Origin of the sequence: Halobacillus alkaliphilus (assembly GCF_900113125.1) — a bacterium.
Lineage (GTDB): Bacteria > Bacillota > Bacilli > Bacillales > Halobacillaceae > Halobacillus > Halobacillus alkaliphilus.
The window spans coordinates 1-17,986 of sequence record NZ_FOOG01000057.1 but is presented as its reverse complement, the minus strand read 5'-3'; the positions used below and the strand labels follow the sequence as shown (position 1 = coordinate 17,986).

Genomic DNA, 17,986 nt, shown 5'->3' with positions numbered 1-17,986 from the left:
CAGCCCTGCTACAGGAGCAAAACGGACCCTTCTACATGAGAGAATGAACTCCTTCTCAATTAAGCATAAATGCTTGTATAACAGGACTTTTCATCGTTATAGAATGATCATAATCCCATGATTTTTTTCATCAAGCTGACGATGTCTTAAGTGATTTCGAGCTCCATATATCGCAAGGTCCGGAGGGGGACGATGAAGACTCCTGTGGGATGAACATGATCGGTAAGATCCCGGAAGGCGAAGCCTGAGGAAGCTTACCACATGCCCACGGAAAGCGAAATCGTCCCCCGCAGGACCTAATTTCCACAAAAGTCTCGAAATCGAGTCTTCCAGTAACGGGAGCTTATCTTTAAAAATGATTATGGAAATTTAGAATATCTTTATTATAGGAATTCAAACTTCAGCAGTAAAAAGTTTATTTATCTGCATATTCAGCGACGTTCGGGCGTTTCCCGTATTTTAAATCCCGGATCGTTAAACCGAAATCCATTTGTAAATGTGGGTAATCTTTAAAGTTCGACCAGTCCCCTCCCCATTCAAAACCAAGATCTTTCGCAATCGCCACGACTTCCATCCAGTCTGATTTTCCATTTCCGTTGCCGTCTCTTTCCATATCCCACACCACACCATTATTCGTCTTTAAAGCAAAATCGATGGCCAGTCCATAATTGTGATAAGATTCGCCTCCCTGAGCGTGAGTAACTACCTGCCCTTCTTTGGAGCGTCCCCGTGCGTATAGCTCATTTTGACTTTCCACTGAGCGGTGGCCTTCCGTGATTGCAATTTCTATTCCCTGTTCTGCAGCCAGAGCCACCAGCTCCTCTTTATATTCCTTCACTCTGGGATGAAGCTCCTCAGGAACCGGTACATCTTTTTTCACAAAGGGAGAGCCCGGCCATTGCTTTTCAATCTCTGGAATCAGGACATAGACTACCAGCCCGAGAGTCGCTATGAAAACGACAAAACTTGTTAGTTTCGATAGGATTTTCACTTAGTTGGCAATCCTTTCATCTAGTATCTAGTAATTTAAGAATACCATATGAAAAGAATAGTAAGCACTTTTTTTGATAACAGTATTTAAGATGAAGGTTATTCCATTCTTATTTATTCAAACGTACCGTGCACCATAACTTCACCGTCTGCTACCATTTCTTGTCCTTTAGAGAGTACCGTATGAATTTCAAGACTTTCTGGATCCATTAAGACAAGATCAGCATCTTTTCCAGCTTCAATGATTCCTTTATTGTGAAGCCCTAGAATTTGGGAAGGATTTGAGGTAATTACTTTTAGAGCATCCTCTAATGAAACCCTTTGCTGCTTCACCGCTTCTTTAAAGGCTTCGTACAGTGATTGGATTCTCCCCACTTTCATACCAGTGAGATTGCCTTTCTCATCGAAATCCGGCAGACTTCCCTGCGCATCGGATGTAAACGTGATCTGCTCTACAGGAACACCACGGTCAAGCATCCTCTTCAGTGCCTCACTGCTTTTCACTTCACCATCTTCTATAAATTTAGGAATGGTGCTGGTAGTAAAGTCCACGAACCCACCCTTAAGGGCATAGTTAATGCCCTCTTCAAATAACTTCGACGTCCGATTAATATGGGTAGGATAAAATTGACTGATCGGCATATCCGTAGCGGAAACGACCTCTTCTATTAGAGACAATCCCTCTTTACTGTCTCCGACATGAACGTTGACTACCCCCTTTTTCCCAGCGAGCATTCCACCAATCCTAGCCTGGGAAGCTATTTTAGCCATTTCCTCTACCGTCGGCTGGGAAGATCGATGATCGGCAATGGCTATTTCACCCGCGCCAATAATAAGATCTATCAGAATAATGTCATCCTCTATTTTACCCGTCAATGTTTTCACAGGAACCTGATAGGAGCCGGTATGAGCGTAACAAGAGAGTCCTTCCTCCCGAAGAGCCCGTGCTTTCGCTACTAGATTAGTCATGGTCCGCGTAGTTCCATCCGTGCCGATCACACCCACCACTGTCGTAACTCCATTCTTTGTAGCATCGGTCAGTTTCAATTCAGGAGTTCGGGAGCGGAAACTCCCTTCTCCGCCTCCTCCCGTAATGTGCACGTGACCATCTATAAAGCCGGGAGTTAATATTTTACCTTCAGCTTCGATTACGCGGACGGAACCAGTTTTGCTGGACATGTCGATAAAGTCCCTAACTTCTGCGACTCGCTGATCAGCGATCAAAACATCTTTTTTTCCTGAAAATTCAGGAGTATATAGGACTGCATTTTTAATTAGTTTAATCATCATAACTACCTCCTGTTTTCTCTTTGTTTTTAAGTAAAGTTAACCAGTACAGCTGTGATAATGAACACACTTGCCAAACCGAACATGATTAATTGGAACTTAATGATAAACGAGAACCATTTCCCCCAATCGAGGCGCGCAGCACCAAGTGTTCCCATTAAAGCAGCAGATGTTGGAACAATTATGTTCGTTAAACCGTCTCCCAGTTGGAAAGCAAGTACGGCGACTTGACGGCTCACTCCGGCGATGTCCGCAAGCGGTGCCATTAAAGGCATCGTTAGAGCAGCCTGGCCTGAACCAGATACTACAAAGAAGTTGAAGATGGATTGGAAAAGAAACATAAGCCAGGCAGAAATAACTTCCGGCACACCTTCAAACAACTGACCCGCCGAGTGGAGAACTGTATTCAATACAGAAGCTGTGGTTGGATCATCTCCACCCAAAATGATGATTATACCTTTTGCCATTCCAACGACCAGGGCTGCTGGAAGCAAATCTTTCGCTCCTTGAGCAAATCCTTCAGCAATATCATTTACTTTCATATTATTTAATTTAAAAATTACCCCGATCATTCCAGCTACAAGACCAATCGTAAAAAACTGACTGGCAATCTCAGGAATATAATACGCGTGTTGAATAACTCCCCAAATAATCCAGCCAATACCGGCAGCGACAGTAAGCAATACAAGCATGTGTCCTGTTCTGAATTTAACGGTCATGTCTTTATGGTCAAAATCATCGCGGAAATATTGATCTGAATCGTAGGATAATGACTGAGTCGGGTCTTTACGAATTTTGCTCGCATATTTCCACGTATAAAATGTTCCAACTGCTGTAAACACGAGCCACATTACAAAACGGAAAGGGGTTCCGGATAATACAGGCACATCCGAAACACCTTGAGCAATAGCCACTCCAAATGGATTCATCCAGGATGTCCCAAAGCCGATCTGTGTAGCTACATACGTGATCATGATCCCGGTGATCGCATCGTACCCTAAGGCGACGACAAGAGGCACTAGAATCATAGCAAAAGCGATAGCTTCCTCCCCCATTCCAAACACAGCTCCGCCTAAAGAGAATAGAAAGAACATAACTGGAATAATCAGAACTTCTTTCCCTTTCGTCCGATCAATTACGGATAAAATTCCTTCTTCAACCGCACGAGTCCTCATAATAATTCCAAAGGCACCGCCGATAATAAGTATAAAAGCAACGACTCCTACTGCGGATCCCCACTTGTCTCCAGAAACCAGACCTTCAAACACATAGTTTAGTAAACCGGCACCACCTCCGGGTTCAAATAAACTAGCACCTTCACTCGATCCTTCTTCCACGTTGAAGCTTCCGGGGATTAAGACCGTTTGCGTTTTTTCTGCTCCCGAATGTTCATAGGTAACTTCCTTCGTTTCAAACATCCCCGCGGGAATGAGATACGTAAGGACCGCCGCCAGTAATACGACGAAGAAGATAATCACGTACGTATGCGGCATTTCGAATCCTTTTTTCTTATTATTCATTACATGTTCCTCCTTTAGTTTTTCCTCTCCCCTACTAACATGCAAAAACCATGCCAACGATGAATTCTGAATATTTAAGTATTTAATTAACCAAATGCTGCTTTCTGGTTACAATTGGGTGTTATAATAATAAACAATAAAAACCAAAAGAAATGGAATGTTTACATGAAGAATCATCTAACTCTGATAACAGGAACACCAGAAACTAAATTAGCTTTGCATCAACAACTTGAAGATATATTAGGGGAATTCATTCAAATTACAAGCTATGCCGTCGATGAGTATGTACCGGAGCAATTAAATGACCACCTTGTCATTTTTTCCTCCTACCTGATTGAAGAAGAAGCCTCTCCTAATGTCTCACCTTCATCTCCATGTATGACGGCACGCAGGACGATGAATTACCAGAATATTGACCGTTTATTTGAACTTGAGAAAGGAACTTCTGTTCTTTGTGTGAATGATACGCGTCAAATGGCAGAGGAAACAATTGATACCCTGAAAAAAATCGGTATGAATCACCTCTTTTACTTTCCGTACTACCCTGGTAAAAAAATAGAAAGTAAAATTGAAACGGCTGTTACCCCGGGAGAAATTACTTTCGCACCTTCCTCCATAAAAACAGTTATGGATATAGGGGTTCGATTGATTGATATCACTACCTTAATCGAGATACTGGACCACTTTGAACTTAAGCAGGAGCTGGGCGGCACAATTTCCAGCCGTTACACGGGTAAAATAATCGAACTCAGTAAAAAGCTCGCTGATATGAATCGACAGACCGAGTTGTTGAACCATCACCTTCAGCAGGTGGTAGATGGAGTGAATGACGGAGTTATGGCTATTGACCGCCACGGGAGAGTAACAGTCTTTAACCCTTTTATTCAAGAATATAGCGGATTATCAAGTACTCATGCCATTGGAAGAAAGCTGCCTCAGTTATTCAAGGATACAAAACTGCTCCACTTTCTAACGAACCCCCAAGAAGAGGGCAAATATTTTACGATCAATGGGTATAATCTGATGATCTACCGCGTGCAATGGGAAGAAAGTGACAATGTCATCTTCATTTTTAAAAATACGGATGAAACCATAAATATGGAGAAGGCTGCTCGTAAACAGCTACTAAAGACAGGATATATTGCCAAACATTCTTTCGATCATATTCTAGGCACCAGCCCCGCTATCCAGCAAGCTAAAAAAATAGCTATGCAATTAGCCGGCACTGAACTACCCGTATTGATTCAAGGAGAAAGCGGCACAGGCAAAGAATTATTTGCTCACGCTCTTCATCACCATTCAGCGCGCGTCTATGAACCTTTTCTTGCCGTTAACTTCAGTGCTCTACCTGAAGATTTACTTGAAAGTGAATTATTTGGATATGAAGAAGGCTCATTTACCGGAGCTAAAAAAGGCGGAAAGAAAGGATTATTTGAACAGGCGGATGGAGGCACCATCTTCCTGGATGAAATTGGAGACATCAGCTTAAAACTGCAGGCAAGACTACTAAGGGTCATCCAGGAGATGGAAATCAGGAAAATTGGCGGCACCAAAACGATCCCCATTAATGTGAGAATTATTGCTGCAACGAATAAAAATTTATTGGAATTAATAGAAAAGGAAGAATTCAGAGAGGATTTATATCACCGGCTGAAAGTGCTTTTTTTAACGGTCCCTCCTTTAAGGGAACGTAAGGCAGATATACCTGTGTTGGTAAGACAATTCTTGCAGGAAAACCAAATACAAGTTCAGAAGTTTGACCCTGCTTTAATGAATGAATTGATCCGTTATGACTGGTACGGAAACATTAGAGAATTAAAGAATACTATCTCATACCTAGTTACCGTATCCGAACAGTCCGTTATCACAACGTCAGACTTGCCAGGTCAAGAGTTCTTCCAGAAACCAAAGTTAGAGTCTCCCCCTGTTTCAGAAAGTGTTATGGATGAAAGGTTAAATCAAGCGGTTTTAAGTGTGGTGAAGGAATTGAATGATTCTTTCACCAATGCCAGCCGGAAAAAAATCTTTGAAAATCTTGATCATAGTACCCTTTCATTATCAGAACAGCAGATCAGAAGAGTGCTCGAGAACTTGAAATCTCGTGGATATGTAACGATTAAACGCGGCCGTTCCGGCACCCAAATCACCCCTGAAGGCCTTGCTTTCTTATTAAACTCTTAACACTACTAAATATTTAGATCGAGTCTTCCAGATAAGCTAACATTACTTGAAGACTCGATTGCGAGACATTTGTTGAGCGGAAGGTCCTCCGTTGGACGATTTCGTCTTTTCAGGCTCTGCACGACGCAGGGTCGTTCGATGTTGCCACACGAGAGGTGGCGAACTTAGTCGAACATCCCTTGTGCTGAGCTTCCTTTTGCTTAACAGCCCTGCGGGATCTCACCGATCATGTCCATCCCACTCTTACACTTTGGGAAGTAAGCAACAATTATGACCTAAACGACATGGAGTGCTATCCAGCTCCAGCACCTAGCGGCTAGTGAGACTTCCCTCACTTCTGTACGATAAATCAATATCGAATCGCTCCGCTCTTCGTGTTTCCTTTTTCTCCGCCAGCTCAGTCCAGTCCATACGCCGCTGACCAAGGTGCTTCCGCTTTTAACATAGTAGTCCTCATCGTCCCTCTCCGGACCTTGCCGAATCAGAAACTCGAAACGAATTCATCCTTTTATAAACATTTCAGACAGGTAAAGGAGGATAGGCTCCTCTCTATCCAGAGGTTCCGTTCTTCCTAATAAAATTGGGCTGGTGGGGAAAAATGGCGAGACTCCCATGGGAGAAGGAACTAGGTGAGATCCCGCAGGGAGTGAAGCGAGCGGAAGCTCATAGTAAAAAGAGGATCGACTAAGATCGCCACGTCCTGTGGCAACGTCGATCGACCCTACGTCGTGTAGGGCTATAGGAAAGCGAGTTATTTCCCCACCAGCCCTCTCTTCATATCGTAACGGACCCAAGACATCTCGAAACTGAGTCTTACAGTAATCGGCCCGATTGTTTAATAAAACTCATATAAAAAATCAACAGCAACGTTTAATAGTGCCCAACTCTTAGCCGGTTCGTGCGCCGTGTTCCTTCTCCTTAACAGATGATATACTAATAGTATCGTTCGACAAGTTTCAAAGGGGGATCAAGGAAGGTGAAGTTTCTTAAGCGAAAACCATCAAAAACTTTTTATGAAATTTTCATGGTCCTCCTTGCTGGACTTTCGGTCGCCACCATATGGCAGGAAACAGGTTATAATAGCGTCATTGTCTGGGGCACGTGGGGGATTTTTTTCGTGGATTTCCTCTACAGGCTTTATAAAAGTGAGAGTAAATGGGGATTTGTGAAGAAGCATCCATTCATCGTAATTGCAGCTATTCCGCTCGATGCTATTTTTCAATTTGCCAGAGTAGCACGAGTTCTGCACTTGCTCCGACTTAAGTCGATTACGAAATACTACACACTTCCATTTATCCGGTTTTTAAAAAGACAGCATCTGCTTTTGGTTACAGGAATCACGTTTGTGCTTGTATTTCTATTAATCATCCCTTTAAATATCATAGAGAATGAACTGGATTCTTACAGTGATGCCTGGTTTACAGCTATTCTTTCTCTTACTTTCTTCGGAAGATCCGGCTTTGAACCTGAAACGGCCGGGGGCTATACGATCATTGTCATCTTTACTATTCTCGGTGTAATTATCCACGGACTTGTGATCAGTACAGCTTTCGATTACATCGTCCACTCCTCCCTTTTTAAAACCATCAAAAATAAATTAGTCAATCACAAATAAACTTCTCCTAAACTAAGGAACGGAGTTTATTTTTTTGTTTTTTTGCAGGAATAGAATCCGTGTTTTATAAGTGTCCTCTAGGAGTTTAATAAATGGCTAAAAAAGGAATATGGCAGGTGTATCCTATTTAATGGAGGTGGCCTTATGGCTGAAGAAGGTAAGCGCAAGCAAGAAAGAGACCAAAGTTTTGAAGAAAAATTAGAAAAAGAAAAATTAATTGATGGCATGCCTAATGAAGAAATAAAAAAAGAAGAACGAGAGCAGGAAAAAGGTGAAAAATCCAAAAATGATTCTCTGACTGAAGAGCAATACAATGAAGATTTTCGAAATAAAGATGACAAAGATTAAATGAGGTGTAAACATGACAACTTTTCAGGCCTATAAAATTCATAAAGACGGCGACACGGTAAAAGGAAGGATGGAGGATCTTTCAGCTAAAGATCTTCCATCCAGTGATGTGTTAATCAAAGTTCACTACTCCAGCGTGAATTTCAAAGATGGCATGGTTTCTCAGCCAGATAATGCCCTGGTGAAAGACTATCCAATTATCCCTGGAATTGACCTGGCCGGTGAAGTGGTCCGCTCAAGAGATGATCGTTTTAAAGAAGGCGATCAAGTCATTGCCACAAGTTATGAGATTGGAGTATCACATGATGGCGGCTTCAGCCAGTATGCCAGCATTCCTGCCGACTGGATTGTCCCTCTTCCCGACGGTCTGACACTTGAAGAGTCAATGATTTATGGAACGGCCGGTTTTACTGCGGCACTGTCTGTCTATCGCCTTGAGCAAAATGGTCTTACTCCAGATCAGGGCCCTGTACTTGTTACCGGAGCGACCGGGGGAGTAGGAAGTATGGCCATAGCAATGCTTGCTAAACGCGGTTATGTGGTACATGCGAGTACAGGAAGCGAAGAACATACCGAATACTTAAAAGACCTGGGCGCTGATAAAGTGCTCTCCAGAGAAGATGTGTATAATGGCAAAATCAAAGCGTTAGCGAAGCAGCAATGGGCTGCTGCTGTCGACCCCGTCGGCGGTGAACCTCTAGCTTCTGTTCTCAGTAAACTCCAGTACAATGGAGCAGCTGCAGTGAGCGGCTTAACTGCAGGCGTTAATGTGCCTACGCAGGTTTATCCGTTCATACTGCGGGGTATTAGTCTCCTTGGCATTGATTCCGTATATTGCCCTATGGAAACTCGGAAAAAAGTATGGCATCGAATGGCGAACGACTTAAAAACCAAAGAAGTGTTTAATCGCATGAAAGTAGTCATTTCCTTAGATGAAGTCGAGGAAAGATTACAACAGATTCTTAAAGGTGAAACAAGAGGCCGTACAATAATTAAGTTACAAGAAGACTAATAGGTAGTTATATTCAAAACGCACCGGATTGACAAACGTATCCTTGAATACTATAATAATTAATTAGTGCCTTAGAAAAGGCAACTCGGAAAATGAAAGAGTGATATGTATGAGACTGGCATTCTGCTACGTTTTGATACGACTTAATCACACTGGATCAGCTTCGGAGCTGTAAGGATGCAATAGAGGTAGGGATTGCGTCGTTTAAGTTGATAAAACTACCATGTAGAACTAATCAACCGCGGCAAAGGTTGGGATTCAACAACCAACGCTTGTAATATTAAAAAACAAGTTTAAGAAAACTTTATTTTTTCCGATGTAACACAAAAGCGGGTTAGACGACGGTCTGATCCGCTTTTTCCAATTTTGAAAGGTTTATAATAAAACTCCTATGGTAATATAACTCATATAGAAAAAGAAGGAGGTACGGAAATGGCTGAATTCACAACTCGAGTAGAACCTGAAGAAGTCCGCTTTTTAATGGATTTCTCTGAGCTTAAAGACATTGTAACGGAAATATTAGGCGATGCTAATCCTCTCGTTAACGTAGAGATTGACTATGATGAAATTGAGGAACCGGGCGGCACCACTCTCATTCGCCCTATGGTTAAACTGGAAGAAACGAGTAACCTTACGGAAGAAGACCGCCACAAGATTCTTTCATCTGGATTATCCATTGATCGTGAGCCCTTCGATAATGGTGACCAGGCCATGGAACAAATATTTGGAACGTCTTATACAGTTCTGGAGGCTACTAGTGATGCAGATGGGAATTTCTTCACAATTGAAATGCCTTTCCGCAACTATATGGAAGAAACCAAATCCTAGTATAAAAAAACCAGCTTGAGAAAGCCTTTTGCTTTTTCGAGCTGGTTTTTTATATCGTTTAAGTATGAATATTCTTTACTCGGCCGACCTGTCCATCTTCAAGGCGGACTTTAATTCCATGGGGATGGGAGGGCGACTTCGTCAATAAATCTTTCACGACCCCTCTGGTCACATTCCCACTTCTCTGATCTTTCTTTAAAACGATATCTACCTCTAAACCAGGCTTAATATCACTTCGCTTCTGTCCGTTCATGGTTCATCCTCCCTCTATCATCGTCTACTCATCATACCATATTTTCATATAAAAAGAGCACCCCGGTCAGGGCACTCTTGTATGACTCTTTCGATACTATTCAGAATAAGAATATTGATTCTGGATTGTACCATCCTGCTTATGGATGATGGCACTTGTACCTTTATTCTGAGCAATCTCTTTTGCTCTGTTAATCGCATCCTGTTTATTCTCATAAACTTTTGTTGGTTGATCGGCACCTTCTGCCTTCACAGCCCAACCATCTTCATGAGCTACTACATGTTCGGATTGATTTTTACTGTCTGCCATTGTAATGCCTCCTAATTATTGTATTAATTGGTATATATCCACTAATTGCTTAAATTAAACCTTTTTAATAATCGGTTTTTTCCTGGATACTTCCATCCTTCTTATGGATAATGACTTGAGTCCCTTTGTTCTCAGCTACCTCTTTTGCACGGGAAACAGCCTCATTCTTATCCTCATAGACATTCGATGGTTTCTTTGCATCTTCTGCCTGCACAGCCCATCCATCTTCGTGAGACACCACATGTTCTCCTTTATCCAAAAGTTCCGGGCGGTTGTCATATTGATTATCATCAGGGTCTCTGCTTTCTAACTCATCATCGCCCATTTGCTTCGCTTCTTTAATCTCATCTTCAGTGGCATTCTCATACCATTCCTTAGCTTGTTCAGTTGCAATAGGAATGGCTCTTCCTTCATCATATCCTTCATCGAGCATAGCATTAGCAATATCAATCGCTTTCTTTTTGACTGGCGTATCCAAATTCTTTAAAGAACTAGGATAATCATTCATATTCCAAGGCATCGTAAGCCCTCCTTTTAACAAATGGTATAATTATATTTACCGCATACCGCTTTTCTGTAAACAAAAATAGCTTCTTCACCCCCTAAAATTTTGAAGAATAAATGTCTATTCAAAGGGAATAGTTTAATAGGATAGGTGAAGGAAAGAGTTTATTTAAGGAGGCTTACTAATGAACTACCAATTTCAACCTCTTGGAGATCAGGCAGTTGTTATTGATTTAGGAAATGAGATTTCACAAAGGATTCATGAAGATGTGCAGTCGATATCAAACTTATTAGAAGAACATCAACCAGATTGGATAATCGAATACATACCAGCCTTTACAAATGTAACCATTCTTTACAGTCCTCTTTTTGTCTATCAGCAAATAAAGCAAACAGACACCCTTCCCTACGACTGGGTGTGTGAGCAATTAAAACAAATGCTCACACAGAACAAGCGCGACAAAATACCTGAACCTCGTACGATTGAAATTCCTGTCTGTTATGGAGGGGATTACGGTCCGGATTTATCCTATGTGGCCGAGTACACGGACCTTAAAGAAGATGAAGTTATCAATAGACACATGAATGGGAATTATATTGTTTACATGATTGGGTTTGCTCCTGGATTCCCTTATATTGGCGGAATGGACGAGACCATTTCCACTCCCCGAAGAGATGACCCAAGGCTTGAAATTCCTGCAGGATCCGTTGGAATTGCCGGAAGTCAAACAGGAGTTTATCCGATTACTACACCTGGAGGATGGCAATTAATTGGGAAGACTCCCCTGCAGTTATTCCAGCCTGAAGAAGAACCTCCTTCTCTTTTGCAAGCTGGGGATAAAATTAAATTTACATCCATCTCGGAAAAAGAATACCTCGCCATTAAGGAGGGGAAATAATGCTGAAAGTTCTAAAATCAGGCCTGTTGACTACCATTCAGGACATGGGAAGATACGGATATCAGAAATACGGAGTCATTACAAGCGGAGCCATGGACCCGGAAGCCCATCGAATTGCTAATTTACTAGTAGGAAATGACCAACGCGCTCCTACAATGGAAATAACGCTTAAAGGCCCTGTGCTCGAATTCCAGGAAGATGCGCTGATAGCCGTCTGCGGCGGAAAGCTCTCTCCTATGATTGATGGAGAGACTGTTGGGCTATGGCGTCCTATATATATCAAAAAAGGAAGTGAACTTCGATTTGGAAATCCCAAAAAAGGGTTCAGAGCTTATCTGTCTATCGCAGGAGGTTTAGATGTGGCTTCTGTAATGGGAAGTGCCTCTACTTACCTAAGAGCAGAAATAGGTGGTTATCAAGGCCGGGCTCTGGATAAAGGAGATACCATTGACTGGGGGAAACCATCAGAAAGTTCTAAGCAGACTCTTAAAGACCTCAAAGAAATGGCAGGCAGTGAACCATACCAGGCGATGGATTGGTTCGTTGCTACTGAATTCAGCGCCCCCATTCAGGGAGAGTGTACACTTAAAGTAATGGAAGGTAGGGAGTTCCAACTATTTACCGAAGAAAGCCAATCTCTATTCTTTGAAGAAGCTTTCCAAATCGATTCTCAATCTGATCGGATGGGCTACCGTCTTCAAGGGAATAAACTAAAGCTTGAGAATCAAAAAGATATGATTTCAGAAGCCGTAACGTTCGGGACTATACAAGTTCCAGCGGAAGGCAACCCCATCATCCTGCTTGCTGATCGTCAAACTACAGGAGGATACCCTAAAATCGGTCAAGTAGCCACCGTGGATCTCCCACGTATCGCCCAGTTAAAACCCGGGGAGCAAGTGAACTTCCAACAGATCAGTCATAAGCAAGCTCAGTATTTACTACTTGAACGCGAAAAGCAAATTCAACAACTGGAACAGGGAATTAAATTTAAAAACCGTTAGGAGGAACGCTTATGCCTATTGTAGATATTAATTGTGATATGGGAGAGAGCTTTGGTACTTATGCAAAAGGCAGAGATGAAGAGATTCTGAAATATGTGACGTCCGCTAATATTGCTTGTGGTTTTCACGCTGGAGATCCATCCATCATGAGGAAAACGGTCAAACTTGCTGTAGAAAATAATACAGGGATTGGGGCACACCCAGGTTTTCCTGATTTAGCGGGCTTTGGACGCAGAAAAATGGATGTTACTCCTGAGGAAGCTTATGATCTTGTGGTCTATCAAGTGGGGGCATTAAACGGATTTGTAAAAGCAGAAGGGCAGTATCTGCAGCACGTTAAACCTCACGGAGCGTTGTTCAATATGGCCGCTCAAGATAGAAAGCTGGCTGACGCTATTGCCCAAGCCGTTTATGACGTAGATCCTGAACTTATTCTGTTTGGCCTTGCGGGAAGTGAGCTCGTCCAAGCCGGTCGCCATGCTGGACTGCGAACGGCAAGTGAAGTCTTTTCAGACCGCACCTATCAGCAGGATGGCAGCCTAACATCAAGAAGGGATTCAAATGCTTTAATTACCGATCACCATGCGGCTGTGCAACAGGTCATCCGTATGATTAAAGAAAATAAAGTTACCAGTCTGCAGAATGTAGATGTTGAAATCGAGCCACAAACGATATGTATTCACGGTGATGGAGAATCCGCTGTAGAATTTGCAGCGTACATCTCCAAAGCCCTAAAGGAAGCCGATATTGAAGTATCTAAAATCAGCAGCTTTCTCTAAACTATGACTCTATTAATCGCTGTTGTTGATTTTTCGTAAGCACGTTATTTCACTATAGGGCCTTTTAGTTGAAGACTCAGTTTCGAGATATCTCAGGTCCGTTGCTAAAAAGTAGATGAGGGGCGGCTACGGAAACAACTCGCTTTCCTGCGGGGGAACTGGCAAGCCTCCTCGCTCGCACTCCTTCTCCCGCGGGAGTCTCGCTGTTTCCTTCGCCACCCTATGATGGAAGACTGAACGGACCCTTCTATAGGCGATAGAGGCTTGCTTGATCCGCCTCCAATGCTTCTATAGCGGGAATTAATCACACGTACACGCTTATTCTTAGAAGTTTATCTCCATCATAAACCGGCACGTTTGGAAAAAAGATTTCGAGCTACATATATCGCAAGATCCGGAGGGGGACGATGTAGACTCCTGCGTGATGAACATGATCGGTGAGATCCCGCAGGGCTGCAAAGCCCGAGGAAGCTCACCTCATGCCCGCGGAAAGCGAAATCGTCCCCCGCAGGACCTTCCGCTCAACAAATGTCTCGAAATCAAGTCTTCAACTAATGGGAGCTTTACTTTAATAAAATTACAGAGATTTAACAGTGTCCCCCATAAAATAAAGGAGGTCTCTTAATGAGTAACCAAAAAACTTGGACCGAGGTGGATGACTATTTTAATAGCCAGCTAGTTCCAGAGAAGGACGCGATGAACGAAGTTTTAGAATCTAATTCAGAAGCAGGGCTTCCTTCCATTGATGTATCAGCAGCTCAAGGGAAAATGCTTCACGTGCTCGCTAAAATCAGAGGAGCTGCACGGGTTCTCGAGGTTGGTACTCTTGGTGGATACAGCAGCATATGGCTTGCAAGTGCTCTTTCTAAAGATGGCCGACTTATAACATTGGAAGCAAGTGAAAAACACGCTCAAGCAGCAAAAGCTAATATAGAAAATGCCGGGCTTAAGGACAAAGTTGAAATCCTGGTCGGTCCAGCAAATGAAACCTTCCCTTCTCTCGTAGAGAAGGAAACTGATCCTTTTGACTTTGTCTTCATTGATGCTGATAAAAGAAATAACCCCTATTATATTAAATGGGCGATAGATCTATCTGCACCAGGTGCCTGTATTGTAGTAGATAATGTGGTTCGCAATGGAGAAGTAGTGGTGAAGGATAGCGAAGACCCGGATATAGAGGGTATTCGTGATATGTTTGATATTCTATCAAATGAACCTCGCATTGATTCAACAGCGATTCAAACAGTAGGAAGTAAAGGATATGATGGATTTCTGCTGGCGGTCGTAAAGTAACTTAATAAGGAATAGACTTTTAGTTTAGTAAAAGTCTATTCCTTATTTTTGTGAATCTCGTCTAAAAAAGGAGGAGAACGGCGAGACTCACCCGGGATGAACAGGCTGAATCCGCTAACCAAATTTCACGCTCTCGCCATCCTTAAATTACTTATGGCACGAAGCAATAAACGAATCGATCACCTTGTTAAACCGATCCGGTTCTTCAAGAAATGGACAATGACAACTGGACTCAAATACTTCCAGCTTTGAATTGGGGATCTCGTTTTTTAGATGCTCACCTGCAGCTAACGGAATTAATTTTTCCTCTCGCCCAAAGCATAGTAAAGTCGGAACAGTGATCGAAGTCAAGTAAGGGCGGCAGTCAATAATGGATTGGTCGAACAGAATGGCACTTGCTATTGATGCCGGAACTTTAGTTGTTTCTTCTATCATCCAGGCTAAGTCTTCCTCCCCCACTTCTTCCTTGAACATTAATGGGAGGAATCCTCTCAGCAGCCCTTCCTGATTGGTTTGGATCTCACGCATCATTCCTATCAGTGCAGGGAGGTCAAAAGCTCCTATTTCAAAATCGTCCCATTTAAAATCAGAAGCCAGTTCATCCACAATTACAGTGGCCTTCACCTTTTCCTCACCAAATTGATGAAGATATTCCCAAATGACAAATGCTCCCATAGACCATCCAAGTAAAGTAACACCCTCAAGCTTCAGTAAGTCTATAACTTCGGCTGTATCTTTCGCATATTGAGCTACCGTATGACCGGCTTCTGTTTTGGATGATTGACCATGCCCGCGAAGATCCAGGTTTATGACTCTGTACTTTTGTTTAAAAAAAGGAACCTGTTTCTTAAAGAAACGGCTGCTCATCCAAACTCCATGAATCATTAATAACGGCATACCAGACCCATAATCCTGATAATACAACTCCGTTCCATCCTTAAGCTCCAATAATGGCATGTATTCTCCTCCCAACTATTTTCTATTTCAGTTTATGTTGGAAAGTATCATTCAGAATTAGATGAGCTAAAAGTAAGATGCACGGCCGTCCCGTCGTCTATCGGCATCGACCGCTCCTCAAGCTCTTTTGTAAGCTCGTTGATATAAGGGGTTAAACCCATATCTTTTATCTGTTTATAAGAATCGAGAAGGTCGTAATCAGGGTGGAATAACCCGTCTGTAACGAGCAGTACATCGTTTAGATCTTCACAGGAAACCTTGCCCCTTTGGAGAAATAGATTCGCTTCTTTCATTCCATTTGCCACTGTGTAACCATCTGGCTGATTTGCCAACGAACGATTATAACGCAGTTGATTCAATTTATTATCAAAGTATCTTTCATCCAAAACCTCGACTCCATTAGTACGGTCAGTTGCTCGTTTCGATTTTGCTCTCGAACTAATTCCTTTAACCGTATCCTTCGTGAGTAATTCAGCTGGCTTACTTTTAAATCCTGCCATGATTATGGAATCACCTAATTGCACGTAATTGAAGTGGGTATCCTCCAACTGGACGATGGCCACACATGTTGACCAGCGCATGTAACCTTGAGATACATCCACGCCATAGGAAAGCATTTGCTGGTATATTTTTGAATTAGCCGCTCTGACTTCTTCCGTAAGATCTGCGCCAGGAACAAGACTTTCAAAGTGTTCTTTGAAAATTCGAGACGCTAAGTAAGCCCCATTATGACCTTTTTCATCTTGAAATTCATCTAAAGGAGTTGCTCCATCCAGGACTCCATAAATAGCTGCCTCATGATTGATAATCCAGGCATCTTCACTCTCTTTTTTGTCTGGGCTTGTATAATTTACATGCTCGATGTTTGTCTTACGTTCTTTCATTTCTATCACCTCAAGTAAGGATTCATGAACTTCTGTCAGAAAACCAGTCTCTTGCAAGCATTCCATAGACCACGTGATTGACATAGCTGCCGTACATATTTGCGGCATCTCTGATCATGCCTTCTTGAACGAACCCTAACCGTTCAGGTATGGCCCTGCTTTTCGAATTTTCCTCAGCCGCTCTTATTTCAATCCGGTTCAACCTGAGTTCTTCAAAAGCATAAGTAAACAGGTGGCGGCAGGCTTTGGTCAACAAGCCGCGACCCGTGTATTCTGCCCCCATCCAGTAACCGATACTTGTTCGTTTATGTGCCCAATTTATTTCATGAAAATCAACGACTCCGGCGATTTTCCCTTTTGAAAGAATACAAACCGTAAGTCCATTATTACGAGCATATCTCTCCAGGCATCCGTGAATGAACTTTTTCGTATCTTCGACTGAATGGGTAAAATCAATCCAGGGAAGCCACACACGGAGGTGATCTCTAGACAGATCTGATAATTCAAAAAGCTCCTCAGCATCTTTATGCTCAATTAATTTTAATGAGGTTTCCTCATCAATTTTATATGTAAACATTTAAACAGCTCCTCTCACTAAACAATTGATTATCCTTTTGGACTGATGTTTCCATTTCGATCTTTATTTACAGAAATCCTTCATAATCTCGCTTTTTCATTGGCTTTGTTATATGTTGTTGATTTTTATCTGATAATCCTCCAATTATAGAACCAATATCTACAAGACTCGATTTCGAGATTTGTTTACGGTGAGAAGACTTCCTTATTAAGCTACAGGGCCGGTTACTTCAGTTTCGAGATATCTTGGATCCGTTGCTCTAAGTGGAGCAGGGGCTAGGTGAGATCCCGCAGGGAGTGAAACGAGAGAGGAAGCTCACCGTTCCCCCATAGGAAAGTGTTCAAATGTGGAATCACCCCGAAAGACACGACCAGCATAAGCCGACGGGAGTTATACTGAAATATCAAATTAGAACTTTAACAGAGACATTCATGCTAATTTTTTCGCACCATGACATATGAAAATGGTTTCCTAACGGGTATTAGAAGAGTACAGTCAGCGACTTCTACCAAAGGTCGAGATGGCGTGATGTCTTAGAACTCGTAACAGAGACGGGTCTTCGGAAGCAAGTGTACCATGGATTGTCGCTCTCCTCGGAGAAGCACGTAGGGTAGATTACACGTAACGTTTCCGAATGGAGTGGCTGGCTGCAATTTTCCAAAAGGAGGCGGCCCCTTATGCACGTTATAATTGATCGTGTGTGTGGGATGGATGTGCACAAGAAGAGTATCACCGCGTGTCTTTTGCTA

General features: G+C 42.5%; 18 protein-coding genes. 9 read left to right on the top strand and 9 right to left on the bottom strand.

All coding sequences use genetic code 11. The features are described 5' to 3' along the window. Positions 1 to 415 precede the first annotated feature (415 nt). The 3 genes from BMZ06_RS18830 to yfcC form a co-directional block, all read right to left on the bottom strand. Positions 416 to 991, bottom strand: a complete 576-nt coding sequence (locus tag BMZ06_RS18830; RefSeq protein WP_089754524.1) for a M15 family metallopeptidase — start codon at positions 989 to 991, stop codon at positions 416 to 418. 113 nt (positions 992 to 1,104) lie between these two features. After that, entirely contained in the window at positions 1,105 to 2,277 is a 1,173-nt protein-coding gene (gene iadA / locus BMZ06_RS18825; RefSeq protein ID WP_089754521.1) for a beta-aspartyl-peptidase, read from the bottom strand. 29 nt (positions 2,278 to 2,306) lie between these two features. Continuing rightward, positions 2,307 to 3,797 carry a putative basic amino acid antiporter YfcC gene (gene yfcC, locus BMZ06_RS18820; protein WP_089754519.1) on the bottom strand — a complete coding sequence of 497 codons (1,491 nt, stop codon included), beginning with the start codon at positions 3,795 to 3,797 and terminating at the stop codon, positions 2,307 to 2,309. A gap of 165 nt (positions 3,798 to 3,962) precedes the next feature. On the opposite strand from yfcC, the gene BMZ06_RS18815 reads away from it, so the two are divergent. The 5 genes from BMZ06_RS18815 to BMZ06_RS18795 all read left to right on the top strand — a co-directional run bounded on the left by BMZ06_RS18815 (position 3,963) and on the right by BMZ06_RS18795 (position 9,781). Beyond that, positions 3,963 to 5,978: a sigma-54 interaction domain-containing protein gene (locus BMZ06_RS18815; protein ID WP_089754517.1), complete on the top strand. Its 2,016-nt coding sequence runs from the start codon at positions 3,963 to 3,965 to the stop codon at positions 5,976 to 5,978. Between the two features lie 976 nt (positions 5,979 to 6,954). Continuing rightward, complete coding sequence (locus BMZ06_RS18810) at positions 6,955 to 7,593, top strand: hypothetical protein (RefSeq protein ID WP_089754515.1); 639 nt, start codon at positions 6,955 to 6,957, stop codon at positions 7,591 to 7,593. Between the two features lie 144 nt (positions 7,594 to 7,737). Then, entirely contained in the window at positions 7,738 to 7,941 is a 204-nt protein-coding gene (locus tag BMZ06_RS18805; protein WP_089754513.1) for a hypothetical protein, read from the top strand. Positions 7,942 to 7,954: 13 nt separating this feature from the next. Then, entirely contained in the window at positions 7,955 to 8,953 is a 999-nt protein-coding gene (locus tag BMZ06_RS18800; RefSeq protein WP_089754511.1) for an acrylyl-CoA reductase family protein, read from the top strand. A gap of 432 nt (positions 8,954 to 9,385) precedes the next feature. Continuing rightward, entirely contained in the window at positions 9,386 to 9,781 is a 396-nt protein-coding gene (locus BMZ06_RS18795) for a hypothetical protein (RefSeq protein WP_089754510.1), read from the top strand. Between the two features lie 58 nt (positions 9,782 to 9,839). Here BMZ06_RS18795 and BMZ06_RS18790 read toward each other — a convergent pair whose 3' ends face one another. The 3 genes from BMZ06_RS18790 to BMZ06_RS18780 form a co-directional block, all read right to left on the bottom strand. Next, entirely contained in the window at positions 9,840 to 10,034 is a 195-nt protein-coding gene (locus tag BMZ06_RS18790) for a YwbE family protein (protein WP_089754508.1), read from the bottom strand. A gap of 96 nt (positions 10,035 to 10,130) precedes the next feature. Continuing rightward, positions 10,131 to 10,343 carry a DUF2188 domain-containing protein gene (locus tag BMZ06_RS18785; protein ID WP_089754506.1) on the bottom strand — a complete coding sequence of 71 codons (213 nt, stop codon included), beginning with the start codon at positions 10,341 to 10,343 and terminating at the stop codon, positions 10,131 to 10,133. 64 nt (positions 10,344 to 10,407) lie between these two features. Next, entirely contained in the window at positions 10,408 to 10,863 is a 456-nt protein-coding gene (locus tag BMZ06_RS18780) for a DUF2188 domain-containing protein (protein ID WP_089754505.1), read from the bottom strand. Between the two features lie 169 nt (positions 10,864 to 11,032). On the opposite strand from BMZ06_RS18780, the gene pxpB reads away from it, so the two are divergent. The 4 genes from pxpB (at position 11,033) to BMZ06_RS18760 (ending at position 14,819) form a co-directional block, all read left to right on the top strand. Next, the gene (gene pxpB, locus BMZ06_RS18775; RefSeq protein WP_089754504.1) at positions 11,033 to 11,746 is read left to right on the top strand and encodes a 5-oxoprolinase subunit PxpB; all 714 of its coding nucleotides are present in this window, start codon (positions 11,033 to 11,035) and stop codon (positions 11,744 to 11,746) included. Next, positions 11,746 to 12,747, top strand: coding sequence for a 5-oxoprolinase subunit C family protein (locus tag BMZ06_RS18770; RefSeq protein ID WP_089754503.1), 1,002 nt, complete (start codon positions 11,746 to 11,748; stop codon positions 12,745 to 12,747). Before pxpB ends, BMZ06_RS18770 begins: the two co-directional genes overlap by 1 nt. A gap of 11 nt (positions 12,748 to 12,758) precedes the next feature. Then, a complete protein-coding gene (locus BMZ06_RS18765; RefSeq protein ID WP_089754502.1) occupies positions 12,759 to 13,526 on the top strand; it encodes a LamB/YcsF family protein in 768 nt (255 codons plus the stop codon). Between the two features lie 624 nt (positions 13,527 to 14,150). Further along, positions 14,151 to 14,819: an O-methyltransferase gene (locus tag BMZ06_RS18760; RefSeq protein ID WP_089754500.1), complete on the top strand. Its 669-nt coding sequence runs from the start codon at positions 14,151 to 14,153 to the stop codon at positions 14,817 to 14,819. 147 nt (positions 14,820 to 14,966) lie between these two features. Here BMZ06_RS18760 and BMZ06_RS18755 read toward each other — a convergent pair whose 3' ends face one another. The 3 genes from BMZ06_RS18755 to BMZ06_RS18745 are packed head-to-tail and all read right to left on the bottom strand — an operon-like array spanning position 14,967 to position 17,237. Continuing rightward, a complete protein-coding gene (locus tag BMZ06_RS18755; RefSeq protein ID WP_089754498.1) occupies positions 14,967 to 15,776 on the bottom strand; it encodes an alpha/beta fold hydrolase in 810 nt (269 codons plus the stop codon). Between the two features lie 47 nt (positions 15,777 to 15,823). Further along, positions 15,824 to 16,660, bottom strand: a complete 837-nt coding sequence (locus BMZ06_RS18750) for a protein phosphatase 2C domain-containing protein (protein WP_175477932.1) — start codon at positions 16,658 to 16,660, stop codon at positions 15,824 to 15,826. A gap of 22 nt (positions 16,661 to 16,682) precedes the next feature. Then, positions 16,683 to 17,237, bottom strand: a complete 555-nt coding sequence (locus tag BMZ06_RS18745; RefSeq protein WP_089754494.1) for a GNAT family N-acetyltransferase — start codon at positions 17,235 to 17,237, stop codon at positions 16,683 to 16,685. Positions 17,238 to 17,986 lie beyond the last annotated feature (749 nt).

Excerpts from the sequence above, each read along its gene's own strand:
- iadA (WP_089754521.1), bottom strand. The coding sequence starts at position 2,277 with ATGATTAAACTAATTAAAAATGCAGTCCTATATACTCCTGAATTTTCA.
- yfcC (WP_089754519.1), bottom strand. The coding sequence starts at position 3,797 with ATGAATAATAAGAAAAAAGGATTCGAAATGCCGCATACGTACGTGATT.
- BMZ06_RS18815 (WP_089754517.1), top strand. The coding sequence starts at position 3,963 with ATGAAGAATCATCTAACTCTGATAACAGGAACACCAGAAACTAAATTA.
- BMZ06_RS18805 (WP_089754513.1), top strand. The coding sequence starts at position 7,738 with ATGGCTGAAGAAGGTAAGCGCAAGCAAGAAAGAGACCAAAGTTTTGAA.
- BMZ06_RS18800 (WP_089754511.1), top strand. The coding sequence starts at position 7,955 with ATGACAACTTTTCAGGCCTATAAAATTCATAAAGACGGCGACACGGTA.
- BMZ06_RS18795 (WP_089754510.1), top strand. The coding sequence starts at position 9,386 with ATGGCTGAATTCACAACTCGAGTAGAACCTGAAGAAGTCCGCTTTTTA.
- BMZ06_RS18790 (WP_089754508.1), bottom strand. The coding sequence starts at position 10,034 with ATGAACGGACAGAAGCGAAGTGATATTAAGCCTGGTTTAGAGGTAGAT.
- BMZ06_RS18785 (WP_089754506.1), bottom strand. The coding sequence starts at position 10,343 with ATGGCAGACAGTAAAAATCAATCCGAACATGTAGTAGCTCATGAAGAT.
- BMZ06_RS18780 (WP_089754505.1), bottom strand. The coding sequence starts at position 10,863 with ATGCCTTGGAATATGAATGATTATCCTAGTTCTTTAAAGAATTTGGAT.
- pxpB (WP_089754504.1), top strand. The coding sequence starts at position 11,033 with ATGAACTACCAATTTCAACCTCTTGGAGATCAGGCAGTTGTTATTGAT.
- BMZ06_RS18770 (WP_089754503.1), top strand. The coding sequence starts at position 11,746 with ATGCTGAAAGTTCTAAAATCAGGCCTGTTGACTACCATTCAGGACATG.
- BMZ06_RS18765 (WP_089754502.1), top strand. The coding sequence starts at position 12,759 with ATGCCTATTGTAGATATTAATTGTGATATGGGAGAGAGCTTTGGTACT.
- BMZ06_RS18760 (WP_089754500.1), top strand. The coding sequence starts at position 14,151 with ATGAGTAACCAAAAAACTTGGACCGAGGTGGATGACTATTTTAATAGC.
- BMZ06_RS18755 (WP_089754498.1), bottom strand. The coding sequence starts at position 15,776 with ATGCCATTATTGGAGCTTAAGGATGGAACGGAGTTGTATTATCAGGAT.
- BMZ06_RS18750 (WP_175477932.1), bottom strand. The coding sequence starts at position 16,660 with ATGAAAGAACGTAAGACAAACATCGAGCATGTAAATTATACAAGCCCA.
- BMZ06_RS18745 (WP_089754494.1), bottom strand. The coding sequence starts at position 17,237 with ATGTTTACATATAAAATTGATGAGGAAACCTCATTAAAATTAATTGAG.